The sequence below is a fragment of the Amycolatopsis arida genome (genome assembly GCF_900115565.1).
Classification (GTDB): Bacteria; Actinomycetota; Actinomycetes; order Mycobacteriales; family Pseudonocardiaceae; genus Yuhushiella; species Yuhushiella arida.
This window is the reverse complement of sequence record NZ_FOWW01000001.1, coordinates 133105-151899: the sequence shown is the minus strand read 5'-3', so window position 1 is coordinate 151899 and position 18795 is coordinate 133105. Positions and strand designations below refer to the sequence as shown.

Here is an 18795-nt window from a genome sequence, read left to right as displayed (position 1 = left end):
ACTGGTGCGCCTCGTGCACGCGGACAGCATGCGGGCCCAGGCGACCGACGGGTGCGCGCCGGTCGGAGGTGGGCGGTCAGTTCGGGCCCAGCAGCGGGATATCCCGTCAGCGGTGGGTCGGCTGGCGGGGCCGGGAGCCGTTCGTCACGCATGCCCGGTTCGCTCCGGTGGTGTGGCCGTCTGGCCGGAGGCACGCCGCCAGCCGCTGGAACACCGCTCGGCGAAGCCGTCCAACTCGAGAGCGGGCAGGACCGCGCGCACCTTGGCCAACGGCACGCCTGACTCGGCGGCGAGTTCCTCGGCGGAGCTGCCTCGCCTGCTGCGGAGTGCCTCGTGTACGCGGAGGGCCTGCGGGCCCAGCCGGTCGGTGGGCCGTCGCTGCTCGACGGACTCCGGCACCTCCCGACCCAGCCGCCCGACCGTGTCCAGGACGTCGGCAACCGAGGCGACCAGCGTCGCCGCGCAGGAACGGATCAACTGGTGGCAGCCGACCGACATGGCGGAGCTGACCGGCCCGGGCACCGCCATCACGACCTTGCCGAGCGCACCGGCCGTGGCCGCCGTGTTGCGGGCCCCGCTGCGGGCACCCGCCTCCACCACGACCGTGCCCGCACTGAGCGCGGCGATCAGCCGGTTGCGGACGAGGAACCGGTGCCGGGCCGGCGGGGTGCCCACCGGATACTCGCTGACCACCAGGCCGCGCTCGCTGATGCGGTTGAGCAGGCCCACGTGGCCGGCCGGGTAGCCCACGTCCAGGCCGCACCCGAGGACCGCCACGGTGGTGCCGCCGGCGGCCAGCGCGCCGCGGTGCGCGCAGCCGTCGATCCCGTAGGCCGCCCCGGAGAACACCACCACCGCGGACTCGGCGATTCCGTGGCCGAGCTCCGCCGCGGTGTGCTCCCCGTAGGCCGTGGCCGCCCGGGATCCAACCACCGCCACCGCCTCCTCGCTGACCCCGTCCAGCCGTCCGCCGCCCTGCACCCACAGGCCGAGTGGTGGCGCCACGCCCCTGACACCCCGACCGGTGGCCACGTCGAGGGACAGCAGCGGCCACGCCGGCCACTCGTCGTCCTCCGGGATGACCAGGCGGGCACCGATCTCGTCGGCCGCTCGCAGGTCGTGTTCCTCGAGGGCCAGGGCGCGGCGAGCCATGGTCTCCTGAGCCACGGCGTCGGGCACGTGCCCCGAGCGCACGCGCTCGGCGGCGCGAACCGGACCGTGCTCGGCGACGAAGGCCACGAGTGCCGGCGCGGGCGGCTCGGCGGCGCGCAGGAGGTAGGCCCGGGCCAGTCGGGTTTCGTCCCACGACCGCGCCCCGCCGGCGACGGCACGGGCCTCGTTGCCGCGTTCCGTCGGCACGGCACGGTCGGTCGACGCCGGGGCCGGATGGCGGCACCCTCCCTCGTCGGCGGGGATCGGATCGGACGGCTGCGCGACCGCCCGATCCGGGGTGGTGTGATCCGGCGGGGTGTGGAATGTCCGATGGTCGCTCATACCGCCCGCCGATCGCGGAACTCGAGTGCGGCGGCCACGTGCTCGTCCTCGGGACGGTCGACACCGGCGAGGTCGGACAGCGTCCACGCGATCCGCAGGCACCGGTCCGCGCCACGGGCGGTGACCGCACCGCACCGCAGACCACGGTCGAGCAACGCGGTGACACCGGGCGAGAGCCGGTACTCCCGCCGCAGCGCCGGTCCGGGAACCTCGGCGTTGCTCCGCCAGCCATGGCCGGCCCATCGCCGCTCCGCCCGCTCACGGGCCCGCAGCACCCGCGTCCGCACGACCTCGGTCGGCTCGGGAGTGCCGCCGCCGGCCACGTTCATCGCCGTGACCGGACGCATGCGCACGCGAAGGTCGACCCGGTCCAGCAGTGGGCCGGACAGGCGACCGAGGTAGCGCCGGCGGGCGGCCGGCGGGCAGGAGCAGTCGGCCTCCCGTGCCGGCGCGCACGGACACGGGTTGGTCGCGAGGACGAGCTGGAACCGCGCCGGGTAGCAGACGGTGCCGCGTTGCCGGGCGATGCGGATCTCGCCCTCCTCGAGCGCCGTCCGCAGCGACTCCAGCCGCTCCGGTCCGAACTCGCAGGCCTCGTCGAGGAACAGCACCCCGCGATGGGCCTGGGTGACCGCGCCGGGCACGGCGAGGCCCGTGCCGCCGCCGACGAGCGCGGCAACGGAGACCGAGTGGTGGGGTGCCACGAACGGCGGGGTCCGGATCAGCGGCTCCGACGGCGACAGCAGACCCCGCACCGAGTGGACCGCGGTGACCTCCAGCGACTCCTCCGGGGACAGCGGGGGCAGCAGCCCGGGCAGCCTTCTGGCCAGCATCGTCTTGCCGACCCCAGGCGGGCCGATGAACAGCAGGTGGTGGCCGCCGGCCGCGGCGACCTCCAACGCCCACCGCGCCTCGGGCTGCCCGACCACGTCGGCGAGGTCGGGCACCACGGGGTCGGCCGCCGGAGACCGCGGCTCCGGCCGGCTCAGTGCCAGCTCGTCGCGCAGCCAGCCGACGACGTCACCGAGTTGGGCGGCGCCGCCGATCTCCAACCCGTCCACGAGTCCCGCCTCGACCAGCGACTCGACCGGCACCACGGCGTGGGTCATGCCGGCCTTGCGTGCCGCGAGCAGCGCCGGGAGCACGCCGCGCACCGGCCGCACCCGACCGTCCAACGCGAGCTCGCCGAGCAACACCGCACCGCGGAGCTTCGTCGCGGGGACCGCGCCGACGGCCGCGAGGACCGCGACGGCGATCCCGAGGTCGTAGCCGGAGCCCATCTTGGGCAGGTTGGCCGGGGAGAGGCCGATGGTGATCTGCCGGTCGGGCCAGGGCTGCCGGCTGTTCCGCACCGCGGCGCGTACCCGGTCCTTGGCCTCGCGAAGGCCCGCGTCGGGGAGGCCGAGCAGCTTGGTCCCGGGCAGTCCCGCTCCCAGATCGGCTTCGATCTCCACGAGCCGACCCTCGATGCCGAGCAGCGCCACCGACCAGGCACGCGCGAGCCCGCTCACCGTTCCGCCCCCACGGCCGGGAAGTGCCGCAGTGTCCAGGGGGCGCCGGGTGGTGCCGAGACGGCGATGACGTCGAAGCGAAGGGGACACCAGCAACGGAGGTTGTGGTGGCGTTTCCACTCGTGCGCCAGCCGCCAGAGCCGGTGGACCTTCTCCTGGGTGACGGCCTCCTCCGGGGCGCCGAACCCGTCGCCGGAGCGGGTCTTGACCTCGCAGACGATCAGCCCCCGGTAGTCGGTGGCGACCAGGTCGAGCTCGCCGGCGCGGCACCGCCAGTTCCGGGAGAGGACCCGCATCCCCTGCCCGGCGAGGTACCTCGCCGCCAACTCCTCGCCCGCACGGCCGAGGGCCAGCGGTCCTCGCCGTTCCGTTCCGCGTGCTCGACACGCTGCGCCACCCATGTCCGCCACCCCCGTGGTTCGTCGCTGGCCGGTCGGTTCGTCCTCGACGGTGGCAGGGGTCGGGCGGGTGGGGCGAGGGGAAGTTGGCGGGCCTGTGGACAAGATGGGTGTTGTGGACAACTCCACTGGTCCGGGACCGGGAGACGCTCCGACTGTCAGTGGAGGGTGCTAACGGATCAGCGGTCCCAGGGGTAGCGAGCCGGACCTCACGACGGAACGGGCGACCGCGGCGTGCTCGACGGTCGCTACGGGAGTCCGGGCGAGTGCGGACGGGCGGGCCCGGGGACGCGGCCCGACCAGGGCGGGCCCCGTGTCGGCGGCGAGCGTCAGCCGGAGAAGGGGCCGTCCTCCGGCAGGCGCAGGTCGGGCTTGTCCAACTCCTCGACGTTGACGTCCTTGAACGTGATCACCCGGACGTGTTTCACGAACCGGGCCGGCCGGTACATGTCCCACACCCAGGCGTCGGACATCCGCACCTCGAAGTACACGTCGCCGCCGTTGTCCCGCACCTGGACGTCCACCGCGTTGGCCAGGTAGAACCGCCGCTCGGTCTCCACGACGTACGAGAACTGGCTCACGATGTCGCGGTACTCGCGGTACAGCGACAACTCCATCTCGGTCTCGTACTTCTCGAGATCCTCTGCGCTCATGAAACGCGCGCCCCTCCTCGCGAACTGGTCTGCCGGTCCTCGGCGGAAAGTCCATTCTCTCCCACGGACCCGCCGTCGGCACCCACCGCCGCGCCCGGCATCTGCAGCAGTGCCGCCGCACTCAGCATCACCCGCCGCGGCGGTCGCCGACCGTGCACGGCCGCGGCCTGGGCCACGTTGACGAACGACCACCGGTGTACCTCGCTGGGCCCGTGCTCGGTGAGTGCCGCGCCGTGCTCGGCCGTGCAGTAACCCTTGTGGATGTCGAAGCCGTACACCGGATGATCCCGGTGCAGCCCGGCCATGATCCGGTCCCTGGTCACCTTCGCCAGCACCGACGCCGCGGCCACACACGCCACCGCCCGGTCGCCCTTCACCACCGCCACGCTCGGCGCCGGCAACCCCGGCACCCGGAACCCGTCGGTGAGCACGTACCCGGGCCGCTGTCGCAGCCGGGCGACGGCCCTGCGCATCCCCTCCACGTTCGTCACGTGGACACCGAGCGCATCCACCTCGTCCGGTGGGATGACCACGATCGAGTAATCGAGCGCCCGGACGGTCACTCGCTCGTACACCCGTTCCCGGGTCTGCGGCGTGAGCAGCTTCGAGTCGGTCAACTCGGCCAACCGCGTGCCGTCGCCCGGCCGCAGCACGCACGCGGCCACCACCAGCGGCCCCGCGCAGGCGCCCCGGCCGGCCTCGTCGACCCCAGCCACCGGGCCGAGGCCACGCCGATCCAGCGCCGCCTGCAGGCCCCACACGGTGTCCCCCCGTACCACCGCCCGGGGTGGGCGGATCGCGGTCGCGAGCGGTCGTGCGACGGCCACGCGCCTACCGCCTCCGGTCGTCCGTTCCGCGTCCCGACCCGAGCGGCCCGGCCCCCAGGAAACGCCGCCCGATCCGGACCGCCGGCCACGCCAGCACCGCGCCGACCCCGAGCGGGACGCCCTGCTGCCAGGCGGGAGCGCCCAGCGCGTTCGCCTGGCTCGCCTGCGGGTTGTGGTCGCTGATCGTGCCCCAGCGGCTCGGCGGGAGCACGATGAACCGGGCCTTGCCGATGATGTTGTCCACCGGAACCGCGCCGTTCTCGCCGCCACCGCCCTGCAGGCGGGAGTCCGTCGAGTTGTTCCGGTTGTCCCCCATCACCCACACGGTGCCCTGTGGCACGGTGATCGGGCCGAACTCCATCTGGCGGGGCTCCTGACCGGGCGCCCAGTGGATGTACGGCTCGTCCAGCGGCCTGCCGTCGACCACGACCCGGTTCCGCGCGTCGCAGCACTCCACGGTCTGCCCGCCGGTGGCGATGATCCGCTTGACGAAGTCCCGCTCGTCGGGCGGCGCCAGGCCGAACATCGAGCCGATGTCCCGGAAGAACCCGGCCACCGGGTTGCTCGACCCCTCCTGCGGCAGGTCCTCGACCCAGGGCTCGGGCCCCTTGAAGACCACGACCTCGCCCGGTTCCGGCTCGGTGAAGTCGTAGACGAGCTTGTCCACGAGGATGCGGTCCGGCGTGCAGCCGGGACAGCCGTGCAGCGTCGTCTCCATGGACCCCGACGGGATCATGTAGACGCGCGCGATGAAGAACTGGATGAGGAAGGCGAACACCAGCGCCACGGCGATCAGAATCGGCAGTTCTTTCCAGAACGACCGTTGCTTCTTCTCCTTGCGGCGCCGGCCCGCCCCGTTCGGCTCGTCGGGGCGCTCCGGCTCGTCCTCGGCGGCGTTCGAAGGCACAGGCTCGACCACGTGGCCAGGCTACGGTAAGCGACCGGTGGCTCAGGAACCCGAGGGGGTCTTCTCGCGGCGCTCCTTGATCTTGGCGGCCTTGCCCCGCAGCTCGCGGAGGTAGTAGAGCTTGGCCCGCCGCACGTCGCCGCGCTTGTGCACCTCGATCTTGGCGATGTTCGGCGAGTGCACCGGGAAGGTCCGCTCGACGCCGACGCCGAACGACACCTTGCGCACGGTGAACGTCTCGCGGATGCCACCGCCCTGCCGGCGGATCACGACACCCTGGAACACCTGCAGGCGCTCCCGGTTGCCCTCGATAACGCGGACGTGCACCTTCAGCGTGTCGCCCGGGCGGAAGGCCGGGATGTCGGAACGCAGCGACTGAGCGTCCAGGGCGTCCAGGGTGTTCATCGAGAGTCCGTCCTCGTCCGTTGTGGCTTACCTACGTCAGGGCGCGCGCCGGTCCCGGCGGCCGGCCCAGGGGGTTTGGCAGGCGCATGACCTCGTGCGCCAACCGGTCAAGTATGGCAGACGGCCTAGCCGTCGCTGTGTCCGGCCCGCTCCTGGTCGGCGCGCAGCCGGTCGAGCAGGCGGCGGTCGTGCTCGTCCAGGCTACCGTCCGGCAGGGCGGCCAGCAGGTCGGGGCGGCGACGGAAGGTCCGCATCAGCGCCTGGTCCCGGCGCCAGCGGTCGATCGCCGCGTGGTGGCCGGACCGCAGCACCTCCGGGACGGCCAGGCCGCGCCACACCTCGGGCCGGGTGTAGCTGGGTCCCTCCAACAGACCGTCGGAGAACGAGTCCTGCTCGGCGGACACCGGGTTGCCGAGCACGCCGGGCAGCAGCCGGACCACGGCCTCGGCCATCACCAGCACGGCGGCCTCCCCGCCGACCAGCACGTAGTCGCCGATCGACACCTCATCCACCGGCATCCGCCGGGCGGCGTCGTCGATCACCCGCTGGTCGATGCCCTCGTACCGGCCGCAGGCGAACACCAGGTGCTCCGCCGCGGCGTAGCGGCGGGCGGTGGCCTGGGTGAACGGCCGGCCGGCGGGGGTCGGCACGACCAGCCGGGACCGCGGCCCGCAGACGTCGTCCAGCGCGTCACCCCACACCTGGGGCTTCATCACCATGCCCGGCCCACCGCCGTAGGGCGCGTCGTCCACCGCGCGATGGACGTCGTGCGTCCACTCGCGCAGGTCGTGCACGCCGACCTCGATCAGGCCGCGGTCGATCGCCCTGCCGAGCAGCGCGGCCCGCAGCGGGGCCAGATACTCGGGGAAGATCGTGACGACGTCGATCCGCACGGTCAGCAGCTCCAAAAGGGCCTGGTTCGACCAGCTCTAGTCCAGCAGGCCCTCGGGTGGGTCGAGCACCACGCGGCCGCCGGGGAGGTCCACCACCGGGACGATCGCCCGGACGAAGGGCACCAGCGCCTCCCCGCCGTCGCGGTCGAGGGCGAGCAGCTCACCGCCGGGTGTGTGGACCACCTCGCGCACGCGGCCGACCACGGTGCCGTCGGCCAGCTCGGCGCGCAGGCCCTCCAGCTCGTGGTCGTAGAACTCGTCGGGGTCGTCGGTCGGTGGGAGGTCGGCGGTGTCGGCCAGCAGCAGCACCCCGCGCAGCGACTCCGCGCCTGCGCGGTCGGTCACCTCGGCGAACCGCACCAGCAGCCGCCCGCCGTGCGGGCGGGCGGCCGCCACGGTGAGCCGGCAGGTGTCGCCGTCCCGCGCCCGGCCGGTCAGGACCGCGCCGGCGGCGAACCGCTCCTCCGGCACGTCGGTGCGCACGTCGACGGCGAGCTCACCGCCGATCCCGTGCGCCTTCGCCACCCGGCCGACCGCGACCTCCACGACCCCGCCGGTCCTCCTCAGCGGTCGGTGTCGACGACGTCGACCCGCACGCCACGACCACCGATGCCACCCATGACGGTGCGCAGCGCGGTGGCGGTGCGCCCGCCCCGGCCGATCACCTTGCCCAGGTCGTCCGGGTGGACGTGCACCTCGAGCGTGCGGCCACGACGCGTGGTGAGCAGCTCGACGCGGACGTCGTCGGGGTGGTCGACGATGCCGCGCACCAGGTGTTCGAGCGAGTCGGCCAGGAAGCTCACGCCCCCTCCTCGCTGACGCTCGTGCGTGGCGTTCGCCGGGCTGCTGTGTTCAACGGTTCGCTCGCACGCTCGCTCACGCCTCGTCGGCCTTCTTCTCGGCCTTCTCGGGCTTCTCGGCCTTCTCGGGCTTCTCGGCCTCGCCGGCCTTGGCCTCGGCCTTCTCGGCGTCGGCCTTCTTGCCGCCCTTCTTCCTGGGCGTGGTGGCCTCGGTGGCCGGCTGCTCACCGGCCTCCTCGAGCGCCTTGTTGAACAGCTCCTGCTTCGACGGCTTCGGCTCGGCGACCTTCAGCCGCCCCTCCGCGCCCGGCAGACCCTTGAACTTCTGCCAGTCGCCGGTGATCTCCAGGATGCGCTGCACCGGCTCGGTGGGCTGCGCGCCGACCTTCAGCCAGTGCTGCGCCCGCTCGGAGTCGACCTCGATGAAGCTCGGCTCCTGCTTCGGGTGGTACTTGCCGATCGTCTCGATGGCCTTGCCATCCCGGCGGGTCCGCGCGTCGGCGACGATGATCCGGTAGTAGGGCGCACGGATCTTGCCGAGGCGCTGCAGCTTGATCTTGACGGCCACGGGTGTGGGTACTCCTTGCGTTCTCTTCGTGCTCGAGTCGGGACACGATCCGCGTGGGGAGTCGGATGCGAGCGCCCGCAGGTCGGTGGCCCCGGGCACGGTGAGAGGGACCGCGGCCGGAGCAGACAGTCCGATATTCTGCCAGATCGCCGGCGGGGGCCGGCCGCCGGGCGGGCCGAACATCCGTGAACCGGCTACAGGTGCACCACACCGAGCGCGGTGAGCAGGATCGCCAGCGCCGGCAGGAAGTTGTTCATCTGGTGCGCCACGATGCTGCCCAGCAGCCGCCCGGTGACCAGCCGGGCCAGCCCGATCGGGATCGCGATGACCAGCAGCAGGCTGGTCCGCAGCGGCTCGAGGTGGCTGACCGCGAACACGGCCGTCGACAGCAGGAAGGCCGCCAGCCGCCCCCACTTCTCCTTGCCCCAGTGCATCCGCTCCACCGCGCCCCACAGCAGGCCGCGGTAGATGACCTCCTCGCAGATCGGTCCGAGCAGCCACAGGTAGAGGAACATCGCGACCGCGGCGGAGACCGCCATCGGCTGGTCCTCCACCAGCGCGCCGATCGCCGAGCTGGCGTTCTCCTCGCCCACCACCCGGGTCCACACGAACGCCCCGATCGTCGTGCAGACCAGCCCGAGCAGGCCGAACCGCAGCCCCATCCGCACGTCGTCCCAGCGCCACGACAGCCGCAGGTCGGCCAGTGGCCCGTTCCCGCGGACCACGGTGATCAGCACGGCCACCAGCGCGGCGGTGACCGTCGGCGCCATGGTGCCGATCAACACGTCGCGCATCGGAATCGAGCCCTCCCGGGGTGCCCGCCGGAGCAGTGCCGAGACGAACGCGGCCGAGGCCAGCAGCACGGCCTCCACGAGCAGGAACGCGCCGAAGCCCCAGCGGTGCGGAGGGGCGGGGCGCGGTGCCGCGAGCTCCTGGCCCTGGTACGCCGGCGTGAGGTTCTCGACCGGCTCCCTGGACTGGTGTGCGGTCACGCCGTTCCTCCTGGTCAGCGGCAGGGACTCTGTCGAGCCTAGTCGTTGCCGCGCTCAGGGCGCGGCGAACAACAGCAGGGCGGGTGGCAGGTTGTTGGCGGCGTGCGCGACGACGCTCGCGCCGGTGCGCCCGGTGATCAGCCGCGCGGCACCGATGGCCACCCCCTGGCCGAGCAACGCGATCGTGCGGGCCGGCTGGTCGTGCAGGTGCGCGAAGACCAGCGCGGTGAACAGCAGGATCGCCCACGGCGGCACCCGGTGGTGGTCGAGCGCGTTCCACAGCGCGCCGCGGAACAGCAGTTCCTCGGTGACCGGCGCGACCAGCACGACGATCACCGCGGCGACGACCAGCCAGCCGAGCGAGTCGCCGAGGCCGGAGGAGAGGTCCGCCAGCGGTCCCTCGAACATCCGCTCGGGGCCGTAGGTGCCGAGCAGCAGCAGGTTGAGCAGGTAACCGGCGAGCAGGGCGAAGCCGCCGCAGGCGAGCCCGACCTTGACGTCGCGGGCGGTCGGCACGAGGCCGAAGTCGGCGCGCGGGCCGCGTCCGCGCAGCCGGGAGCCGACCACCGGGCCGAGCCCGAGCAGCAGGTTCGGCAGGAACGCCAGCAGGATCACCGGGCCGAGCTCGCGCGGTTGCAGTGGGTCGCCCACGTCGACGTGCCCGGCCAGCACGACGGCCATGACCAGGGTGAGCAGGTAGTAGCCGCCGATCCCGGCGAAGAACGCCAGGAGGCCCCAGTGCGCGCCGAGGACCGTCGCGGCGCGGACCGAGGGTGGTGGGTCCTCCCGGTCGTCGACCACCGAACCTCCCTCCACCATGCCGTCGCCATCACCGTATGTGGCAGCGTGCGATCGGCCGACATGGGGCCGTGAGCACCCGGAGGGACGGCGGCGATCAGCGCACGACGGTGCCGCGCAGGATGATGTGCCGCGGGTGGCGCAGCACGCCGAGATCCTCGCGCGGGTCGGTGTCCAAGACCAGCAGGTCGGCCGGGGCGCCGGTGGTGATCCCGGGGTGGCCGAGCCAGGCACGGGCGGCCCACGACGCGGCGCCGAGCGCCTGCTCGACGGTCATCCCGGCGCGGTGCAGGGCCTCGACCTCGTCCACCAGCCGCCCGTGCTCGACCATGCCGCCGGCGTCGCTGCCCGCGTACACCGGCACCCCGGCCGCGATCGCCGCCCCGACGGTCTCGTCCACCCTGTCGTGCAGGGCCCGCATGTGCGCGGCGTAGGTGGGGTACCTGCCCGCACGGTCGGCGATGCCCGGGAAGTTCGCGATGTTGATCAGAGTGGGCACCAGCGCGGTGCCCCGGCGAGCCAGCTCGGCGATCTGCGACTCGTCCAGGCCGGTACCGTGCTCGAGGCAGTCGATGCCGGCGGCGAGCAGGCCGGGCAGCGCGTCCTCACCGAACACGTGCGCGGTGACCCTGGCCCCGGCGGCGTGCGCCACCGCCACCGCCTCGGCCAGCACGTCCTCCGGCCACAGCGGCGCCAGGTCGCCCACCGACCGGTCGATCCAGTCGCCGACCAGCTTGACCCAGCCGTCGCCGGCCGCGGCCTGCTCGGCCACCGCGGCCGGCAGCTGGTCGGGAGAGTCGAGCTCGATCCCGAGGCCGGGGATGTACCGCTTGGGCAGGGCGAGGTGCCGCCCGGCCGAGATGATCCTGGGCAAGTCGGGCCTGGCGTGCAGCGGCCGGATGTCGATCGGCACGCCGCAGTCGCGGATCAGCAGCGTGCCGGCGTCCCGGTCGGTCCGGGCCTGCTCGGCCGCCTCGTCCAGGGACACCGGTCCGCCGGGGCCGATACCGGGGTGGCAGTGCGCGTCGACCAGTCCCGGCACGAGGAACCCGTCCTCGACCAGCGTCGGCGCGTCCGGCACCGGCTCGACACCGATCCGCCCATCCGTGATCCACAGCTCCCGGTGCTCGCCCTCGGGCAGCACCACACCGCGCAGCCGCACGGCGGGCTACTTGTTCTTCGGCAGCTTGAGCTTGCTCGGGTCGAAGCCGGGTGGCAGGTCGTTCAGCCCGCCACCGCCGAGTTGCGGCAGGCCGGGCGCGCCGCCGGCGGGCGGGAAGCCGCCGGGCAGGCCCCCGGGGAAGCCGCCGCGCACCTTCGGCTGGGTGGGGCCGCGCCCCTTGCCCTTCTTCCCCTTCTTGCCCTTGCGGTTCTTCTTGCCGCCACCGACCCCGCCGCCGAGACCGAACCGGCCGGCCATCTGCTGCATCATCTTCTTGGCCTCGAAGAACCGGTTGACCAGGTCGTTCACCTCGCGCACCGCGACGCCGGAGCCCCTGGCGATGCGCTGCCGGCGGGAGGCGTTGATCATCTTCGGGTCGGCCCGCTCCGCCGGGGTCATCCCGCGGATGATCGCCTGCACCCGGTCGAGCTGCTTGTCGTCGACCTGCGCGAGTTGGTCCTTCATCTGCCCCGCGCCGGGCAGCATGCCGAGCAGGTTGCCGATCGGGCCCATCTTGCGCACCGCGAGCATCTGCTCGAGGAAGTCCTCCAGGGTCAGCTCGCCGGCGCCCAGCTTGGCGGCGGCCTTCTCCGCCTTCTCCTGGTCGAACGCCCGCTCGGCCTGCTCGATCAGGGTCAGCACGTCGCCCATCCCGAGGATCCGGCTGGCCATCCGGTCGGGGTGGAAGGTGTCGAAGTCCTCGAGCTTCTCACCGTTGGAGGCGAACAGGATCGGCCGCCCGGTGACGTGCCGCACCGACAGCGCCGCACCGCCGCGGGCGTCGCCGTCCAACTTGGTGAGCACCACGCCGGAGAAGCCCACGCCGTCGCGGAACGCCTCCGCCGTGGTCACCGCGTCCTGACCGATCATCGCGTCGACCACGAACAGCGTCTCGTCCGGCTGGACGGCGTCGCGGATGTCGGCGGCCTGCCGCATCAACTCCTCGTCGACGCCCAACCGGCCGGCGGTGTCGACGATCACCACGTCGTGCTGGGCCCGCCTGGCCTCCTCGACGCCGCGACGGGCCACGTCCACCGGGTCGCCGACGCCGTTGCCCGGCTCCGGGGCGAACGTCGGCACCCCGGCGCGCTCGCCGACCACCTGGAGCTGGGTCACCGCGTTGGGCCGCTGCAGGTCGCAGGCCACCAGCAGCGGCGCGTGGCCCTGCTCCTTGAGCCAGCGGGCCAGCTTGCCGGCCAGCGTGGTCTTACCGGAGCCCTGCAGACCGGCCAGCATGATGACGGTCGGCGGGGTCTTGGCGAGGGTCAGCCGGCGGGTCTCGCCGCCGAGAATGGCGACGAGCTCCTCGTTGACGATCTTCACGACCTGCTGGGCCGGGTTGAGCGCGCCGGAGACCTCCGCGCCCTTCGCCCGCTGCTTGACCTGCGCGATGAACTCCCGCACCACGGGCAGCGCCACGTCGGCCTCCAGCAGCGCGATGCGGATCTCGCGCGCGGTGGCGTCGATGTCGGCCTCGGTCAGCTTCCCCTTGCCGCGCAGGTTCTGCAGTACGGAGGTGAGCCGGTCGGAAAGGGTGTCGAACACGGGTGGGCACTCCAGCGAGCTCGTGGTCAGGTGCCGGCACGCACGGCCGGCTCCCCCGAGGGTAGTCGTCCCCGGCGACCCGGGTGGCACGGCACGTCCCCGGTGGCGCGTCCGGCCGGCCCGCTCCCTCCTCGGGCCGGCCGGACGGCCGGTCCCGCGCGGGTGGTGCCGATCATCGGCCCCGCGCCGCCAGACCCCCAGTACCTGGCGGGGCGTTTCCTTCCGGCATCGCCGTCCGCGCGATGCCTTCAGCCTGCCGGTTGGCGGGGGAATGTCGGCAGCGTGAAGCTCCCCAAGTAGGGGTGGGTAGGACTACGCAATCCGGGCGTGGGGCGACCTACTCGGTGACCCTGCCCCAAACGCCATGAAGGCCACCTTCATGGCATGGGTCCACTAGCGGCGAGCGTCGGCGGCGTCCCGGGTGCGGCGGGCGGCCCTGGTCGCGGCCGCCTTGGCCTCGGCGGCCTCGCGGGCCGCGGCCCGCGCCCTGCGCACGGCAGCCCCGCTGTCCCCCAACGCGGAGAGCAGTTCGGTGACCGCCTCCTGTTGGGCGGGGCCGGCGGGGTGCGCCACCTCGCCGCCCTCGGCCTTGGCCTCGACGAGCGCGGTGAGCGCCTCCTGGTACCGGTCGGTGTAGCGGCCCGGCTCGAAGTCGCCGGCCAGCCGGTCGATCATTTCGGCGGCCCTGCGCACGTCCGGCAGCCGCACGTCGACGTCCTCGTGCAGGAACGGGAAGTCGGGGGTGCGGACCTCCTCCGGCCAGTGCATGGTCGCCAGCACGATCACCTGGTCCCGCACCCGCAGCACGCCCAGCGTCTCGCGCTGCCGCAGCGCGACCTTGACCACCGCGACCTTGCCGGTCTGCTGCAGCGCCTCGCTGAGCAGGACGTAGGCGCGGGTCCCGGAGACCTCGGGCTCGAGGTGATAGCTGCGGGCGAAGTAGATCGGGTCGATCTGCTCCATCGGGGCGAATCCGCAGATCTCGATACCGCTGGCGGTGGGTAACGGCAGTCGATCGACATCGTCGTCGGTGAGCACCACCACCGAGCCGCCGGGCAGCACCGCGCCCTTGCCGACCTCCGCGGCGGGCACCTCGGCACCGTCGATTTCGCAGACCCGCCGGTGCCGGATCCGCCCGCCGTCCGCGGTGTGCACCAGGTTCAGCCCGGTGCCCTGCTCGGAGACCGCGCCGTAGGCGCGCACCGGAACCGCGAAGTCGCCGTAGCCGATCGTGCCCTTCCACACCGCGCGCATCAATTTCCTCCCCGCCGCAGCTCACGAATACCACGAGCCTAATTAACGGAACGGGTGCGGCGAAAGCTACAAATGGGTGTTCTCGTCGTCCGTTCGCACTAGTGTTCGTAACACGGGCGCGCTTTCGGCGAGGGCGTCGGCGGCGCAGCCGGACGCGGTGGCCGCGGCATGCAGGACCTCGGTGAGTGCCTCCAGGTCCGGCGCCGGCGCGGTGGCCAGCCCCTCGGCGTCGCCGTCGCGCACCAGGCCGGCCAGGTGCGTCAGCGCCGCGGCGAGGTGCCGCTGGCTCGCGGTGAGCCGGCGGAGCACCTCGGCCAGGTCGGCGACCGTGCCCACCCCGGTCACGGCCAGCTCGGCGGCGCAGGCCTCCAGGTGGGTGGCGGCCACGGTGGCCGACACTCCCGCGCCGATCTCGGGACCTGTCTCGGGCATGCGGACATCCTGCCACCCCGTGCGCGATCCACCCGCCCGACACCCCGAGCCCGGCGGTTACTCGGTGGCGGCGAGCACGGCCTTCTCCACGCGGTCCCGCCACGCCTGGTCGAGCCCGCCCGAGGAGGGTGAGACGGCGAAGGAGTCGACCACGGCGCCGCCCAGCGTGGCCACCCTGGCCCAGCGCACCTCGGCGCCGCACCCGCGCAGCGCGCCGGCCACCCGGTACAGCAGGCCGATCCGGTCGGGGGCGCGTAACTCGAGGACGACGGTATCGTGGCCGGCCGCCTCGTCGTCGAACCACAGCACCTTCGGCCGCGCCGGCGCGGCCGGCGCCGGGTAGTCGCGCTCCTTGCCGGCCAACCGCCCGGCCAGCGCGAGCCCGCCGGCGACCGCCCTGGTGAGCTGCTCGCGCAGCAGGGTGCCGTCCGGGAGCGAGCCGAACTTCGGCGACGCGGTGAACACGCCGACCCTGCCGCCGTCGTGGGCGCGCAGCGCGGCCGAGTGCACCTCCAGCGAGTGCAGCGCGAGCACCCCGGCGGCGGGCGCGAGCAGCTCGGCCGGGGCCGGCACGGCGAGGGTGATGGTGGCGACGTTGCCGGCGGTGTCGATGCGCACCTGGCCCTGGCCGGTGCGCACCGCGGCGGCGACCAGCGCGCGCCGGTCCGGGTCTGCCGGCTCTGGCGCGACCGGCCCGGTGCCGTGCATCGCCTCGCGGCACCGGGCGACCAGCTCGCCGACCAGCCCGGCCTTCCAGTCCGTCCACACGCCGGGTCCGGTGGCCCGCGAGTCGGCCGTGGTGAGCGCGTGCAGCAGCTCGAGCAGCACGGGGTCGTCGCCGAGCGCGGCGGCCACCCGGTGCACGGTCTCCGGCTCGCCGATGTCCCTGCGGGTGGCGGTGTGCACCAGCAGCAGGTGGTGGCGCACCATCGCGGCGACCAGCGCGACGTCCGGTTCGGGCAGTCCTGTCCGGCCGGCGACCTGGCCGGCGATCTTCGCGCCCAACTCGGAGTGGTCGGTGTCCCTGCCCTTGCCGATGTCGTGCAGCAGCGCGCCGAGCAGGAGCAGGTCGGGGCGGGACACCGTGGTAGCGAGGCTGGCCGCCTCGACGCAGGTCTGCACCAGGTGGCGATCGACGGTCCAGGAGTGCACCGGCTCGCGCGGCGGCAGGTCGCGCACCGCGCCCCACTCCGGGAACAGCCGAGCCCACAACCCGGTGCGGTCCAACGCCTCCACCGCGCCGACCAGCCCCTCCCCCGCGCCGAGCAGCTCGGTCAGCGCCTGCCGCGCGGCCGCTGGCCACGGGGCGCGCAGCTCGGGCGCGGTGTCGGCCAGGGTGCGCAGTGTGCCGTGCGCGATCGGCCGGCCGGACCGGGCCGACGCGGCCGCCACCCGCAGCAGCAAACCGGGGTCTCGGGCCGGGACGGCGTCGCGGGCCAGTGCCACCTCGGCGCCGTGCAGCACCACGCCGTCGTCCAGCGGGGTGCGCACCGGGCGCCGGCCGAACCGGGTGCGCGGCGCGGGCTCGGCGGCGCGCAACGCGACGTCCACCGCGTAGGCCACCGCCCTTCCCGCCCCGGACAGCTCGCGGGCCAGCGCGAACCGGTCGCCGAAGCCCAGCTCGGCGGCCACCTGGTCGGCGTCGGCGGCGCCGAGCACGTCCCTGGCCCTGCGCAGCTCGCGGCGCAGCTCGGTGCGCACGTCGAGCAGCAGCCGACGGGCGTCGCGCAGCTCCTCACCCGGCCGGTCGGCCAGCTGTGCGGCGGCGAACGCGTCGAGCAGCCCGAGGTCGCGCAGCCCGCCCCTGCCGTGCTTGAGGTCGGGCTCGGCGACCTGCGCGATCTCGCCGCTGCGGTGCCAGCGCTGCCGCGCGGCCGCCGCCAGCTCCGGCAGCCGGGTGCGCGCCGTGCGCCGCCACTGGTCCCGAGCGGCGGTCGCCAGCCGCTCGGTGAGCCCGGCGTCGCCGGCGAGGTGCCGCAGGTCGAGCAGGCCCATCGCGGTGCGCAGGTCCTCGGCGGCCACCTGCAACGCCTGGCCCGGGGTGCGGACCGCGTGGTCGAGCCCGACCTTCGCGTCCCACAGCGGATACCACAGCGCGTCGGCGATCTCCCCGACCGCGTTGTTTCCATTGTGGAGCAACACGAGGTCGAGGTCGGCGAACGGCACCAGCTCCCGCCGGCCGAGGCCGCCGACGGCGGCCAGCGCGACACCGGGATCGGCGGTGTCGACGCCGGCCGCCGCGGCGGCCCTGCGCAACCAGAACTCGTAGAGGTCGACCAGCGCCACTCGCAGCGCACCGGCCCCGAGCCGGCCGTGCCGGCCGGCGAGCAGCCGCTCGGCCGCCTCGGCGAGTCCCCCCGCGATGGTCCCGGGGCTGTCCTGGGCACCCTCCCCCATGGCCACCGGTCCCGGCTAGAGCGCGTCCGTGCCGCGCTCGCCGGTGCGCACCCGGACCACGGTCTCCACGGGGGTCACCCACACCTTGCCGTCACCGATCTTGCCGGTGTGCGCGGCACCGGTGATCGCGTCGATGACCTTCTCCACGTTGGCGTCGTCGGTGATGACCTCGACCCGCAGCTTGGCCACGAAGTCCACGGCGTACTCGGCGCCCCGGTAGACCTCGGTGTGGCCCTTCTGCCGCCCGTAGCCCTGCACCTCGCTGACGGTCATCCCGAGCACGCCGAGTTGCTCGAGCGCGGACCGGATGTCGTCCAGGGTGAACGGTTTGACGATCGCGGTGATGAGCTTCATGCCTTGCTCCCCTCGAGCTTCTTGGCCGCGCCGGCCACGCCGGCCCCCGTGGCGACCCCGCGACCGCGGGCACCGCCGAACTCGTACGCGGTCTCGGCGTGCTCGGCCTCGTCGATGCCGGTGACCTCGTCCTCGTTCTGCACCCGCAGACCCAGCGTCACCTTGATGAGCAGGCCCAGGATCACCGCGACGACCAGCGAGTAGGCCAGCACCGCGAACGCGCCGACCGCCTGCTTGCCGAGCTGGCCGAGGCCACCGCCGTAGAGCAGGCCGTCCGCGCCGGCGTCGTTGACCGCGCTGGTGCCGAGGAACCCGATGAGCAGGGTCCCGATCAGGCCGCCGACGAGGTGCACGCCCACCACGTCGAGCGAGTCGTCGTAGCCGAGCCGGTACTTCAGGCCCACCGCCAGCGCACAGACGATGCCGGCGACCGCGCCGATGGCCAGCGCGCCCCAGGTGTCGACGAACGCGCACGCCGGGGTGATCGCGACCAGGCCGGCCACCACGCCGGACGCGGCGCCGAGACTGGTGGCGTGTCCGTCGCGGATCCGCTCCAGCAGCAGCCAACCGAGCATCGCCGCGCAGGTCGCGGTGAGGGTGTTGATGAAGGCCAGCCCGGCGATGTTGTCCGCGGCCAGCGCCGAGCCGGCGTTGAAGCCGAACCAGCCGAACCACAGCAGGCCCGCGCCGAGCATCACGAACGGCAGGTTGTGCGGCTTCATCGGCTCCTTCGGCCAGCCGGACCGCTTGCCGAGCACCAGCACCAGGCCGAGCGCCGCCGCGCCGGCGTTGATGTGCACGGCGGTGCCGCCGGCGAAGTCCTGCGCTCCCATCTCGAAGATCCAGCCGCCCTCGGCCCACACCCAGTGCGCGACCGGGAAGTACACCACGGTCGCCCACAGGCCGCCGAACAGCAGCCACGCGCTGAACTTCATCCGGTCGGCCACCGCGCCGGCGATCAGCGCGACCGTGATGATCGCGAACATTCCCTGGAAGGCGACGAACCCGGTGCCCTCCAGCGCGTCACCACCCATCAGCCCGCTCAGCCCGAGCGCGTCGAGCGGGTTGCCGAACAGCCCGCCGATGTCGCTGCCGAAGGCCGTGGAGTAGCCGTAGACCACCCAGAGCACGCCGATGAGGCCGATGGCGCCGAAGCACATCATGAGCATGTTGAGCACGCTCTTGGAGCGCACCATCCCACCGTAGAAAAACGCCAGCCCCGGAGTCATCAACAGCACCAGCGCGGCGCTGGTGAGCAACCAGGCCGTGTTCCCTTCCACGCTTCCTCCTTCGAGCCGATCACGGGTTCGAGTTGCCGGACAGCATGGGAAAGCCGTGTTGCGCGGGATGACGCCGCACGTTTCGGCACGGTGAACCAAGCGGCCGGGGATGTTACGGGTACGTT

General features: G+C 73.5%; 20 protein-coding genes. All 20 read right to left on the bottom strand.

Going from position 1 to position 18795, the window contains the following annotated elements; all coding sequences use genetic code 11:
• Positions 1 to 144: 144 nt before the first annotated feature.
• The 20 genes from dprA to BM051_RS00685 all read right to left on the bottom strand — a co-directional run bounded on the left by dprA (position 145) and on the right by BM051_RS00685 (position 18670).
• On the bottom strand, positions 145 to 1359 hold the full coding sequence (gene dprA / locus BM051_RS00780) for a DNA-processing protein DprA (RefSeq protein WP_424923247.1): 1215 nt from the start codon (positions 1357 to 1359) through the stop codon (positions 145 to 147).
• A 131-nt stretch (positions 1360 to 1490) separates the two neighbouring features.
• Positions 1491 to 3005 carry a YifB family Mg chelatase-like AAA ATPase gene (locus BM051_RS00775; RefSeq protein ID WP_092526370.1) on the bottom strand — a complete coding sequence of 505 codons (1515 nt, stop codon included), beginning with the start codon at positions 3003 to 3005 and terminating at the stop codon, positions 1491 to 1493.
• Positions 3002 to 3406 carry a YraN family protein gene (locus BM051_RS00770; protein WP_092528327.1) on the bottom strand — a complete coding sequence of 135 codons (405 nt, stop codon included), beginning with the start codon at positions 3404 to 3406 and terminating at the stop codon, positions 3002 to 3004. The genes BM051_RS00775 and BM051_RS00770 overlap by 4 nt, the downstream gene beginning before the upstream one ends.
• A gap of 326 nt (positions 3407 to 3732) precedes the next feature.
• Positions 3733 to 4056, bottom strand: a complete 324-nt coding sequence (locus BM051_RS00765; RefSeq protein ID WP_092526367.1) for a DUF2469 domain-containing protein — start codon at positions 4054 to 4056, stop codon at positions 3733 to 3735.
• Entirely contained in the window at positions 4053 to 4835 is a 783-nt protein-coding gene (locus BM051_RS00760) for a ribonuclease HII (protein ID WP_092528325.1), read from the bottom strand. Before BM051_RS00760 ends, BM051_RS00765 begins: the two co-directional genes overlap by 4 nt.
• 52 nt (positions 4836 to 4887) lie before the next feature.
• Positions 4888 to 5790 (bottom strand): signal peptidase I, encoded by a 903-nt coding sequence (gene lepB, locus BM051_RS00755; protein WP_092526364.1) that lies wholly within the window; start codon positions 5788 to 5790, stop codon positions 4888 to 4890.
• A 42-nt stretch (positions 5791 to 5832) separates the two neighbouring features.
• Entirely contained in the window at positions 5833 to 6195 is a 363-nt protein-coding gene (rplS, locus tag BM051_RS00750; protein WP_092526361.1) for a 50S ribosomal protein L19, read from the bottom strand.
• A 125-nt stretch (positions 6196 to 6320) separates the two neighbouring features.
• A complete protein-coding gene (gene trmD, locus BM051_RS00745) occupies positions 6321 to 7088 on the bottom strand; it encodes a tRNA (guanosine(37)-N1)-methyltransferase TrmD (RefSeq protein WP_092528323.1) in 768 nt (255 codons plus the stop codon).
• A 36-nt stretch (positions 7089 to 7124) separates the two neighbouring features.
• Positions 7125 to 7634: a ribosome maturation factor RimM gene (rimM, locus tag BM051_RS00740; RefSeq protein WP_092526358.1), complete on the bottom strand. Its 510-nt coding sequence runs from the start codon at positions 7632 to 7634 to the stop codon at positions 7125 to 7127.
• A 17-nt stretch (positions 7635 to 7651) separates the two neighbouring features.
• Entirely contained in the window at positions 7652 to 7891 is a 240-nt protein-coding gene (locus BM051_RS00735) for an RNA-binding protein (protein WP_092526355.1), read from the bottom strand.
• A 73-nt stretch (positions 7892 to 7964) separates the two neighbouring features.
• The gene (gene rpsP, locus BM051_RS00730; protein ID WP_092526352.1) at positions 7965 to 8456 is read right to left on the bottom strand and encodes a 30S ribosomal protein S16; all 492 of its coding nucleotides are present in this window, start codon (positions 8454 to 8456) and stop codon (positions 7965 to 7967) included.
• 194 nt (positions 8457 to 8650) lie between these two features.
• Complete coding sequence (locus BM051_RS00725) at positions 8651 to 9448, bottom strand: CPBP family intramembrane glutamic endopeptidase (RefSeq protein WP_092526349.1); 798 nt, start codon at positions 9446 to 9448, stop codon at positions 8651 to 8653.
• 54 nt (positions 9449 to 9502) lie between these two features.
• Positions 9503 to 10249, bottom strand: coding sequence for a CPBP family intramembrane glutamic endopeptidase (locus BM051_RS00720; RefSeq protein ID WP_243859275.1), 747 nt, complete (start codon positions 10247 to 10249; stop codon positions 9503 to 9505).
• Between the two features lie 94 nt (positions 10250 to 10343).
• Entirely contained in the window at positions 10344 to 11408 is a 1065-nt protein-coding gene (locus BM051_RS00715) for an amidohydrolase family protein (protein WP_092526343.1), read from the bottom strand.
• Between the two features lie 6 nt (positions 11409 to 11414).
• Positions 11415 to 12953 carry a signal recognition particle protein gene (gene ffh, locus BM051_RS00710; protein ID WP_092526340.1) on the bottom strand — a complete coding sequence of 513 codons (1539 nt, stop codon included), beginning with the start codon at positions 12951 to 12953 and terminating at the stop codon, positions 11415 to 11417.
• A 393-nt stretch (positions 12954 to 13346) separates the two neighbouring features.
• Positions 13347 to 14207: a non-homologous end joining protein Ku gene (gene ku / locus BM051_RS00705; RefSeq protein ID WP_092526337.1), complete on the bottom strand. Its 861-nt coding sequence runs from the start codon at positions 14205 to 14207 to the stop codon at positions 13347 to 13349.
• Positions 14208 to 14273: 66 nt separating this feature from the next.
• Positions 14274 to 14639 carry a hypothetical protein gene (locus BM051_RS00700; RefSeq protein WP_092526334.1) on the bottom strand — a complete coding sequence of 122 codons (366 nt, stop codon included), beginning with the start codon at positions 14637 to 14639 and terminating at the stop codon, positions 14274 to 14276.
• 57 nt (positions 14640 to 14696) lie between these two features.
• Positions 14697 to 17036, bottom strand: a complete 2340-nt coding sequence (locus BM051_RS00695; protein WP_092526331.1) for a [protein-PII] uridylyltransferase — start codon at positions 17034 to 17036, stop codon at positions 14697 to 14699.
• A 15-nt stretch (positions 17037 to 17051) separates the two neighbouring features.
• Positions 17052 to 17390 carry a P-II family nitrogen regulator gene (locus tag BM051_RS00690; RefSeq protein ID WP_092526328.1) on the bottom strand — a complete coding sequence of 113 codons (339 nt, stop codon included), beginning with the start codon at positions 17388 to 17390 and terminating at the stop codon, positions 17052 to 17054.
• Positions 17387 to 18670: an ammonium transporter gene (locus BM051_RS00685; protein WP_092526325.1), complete on the bottom strand. Its 1284-nt coding sequence runs from the start codon at positions 18668 to 18670 to the stop codon at positions 17387 to 17389. The genes BM051_RS00690 and BM051_RS00685 overlap by 4 nt, the downstream gene beginning before the upstream one ends.
• Between the last annotated feature and the right edge of the window lie 125 nt (positions 18671 to 18795).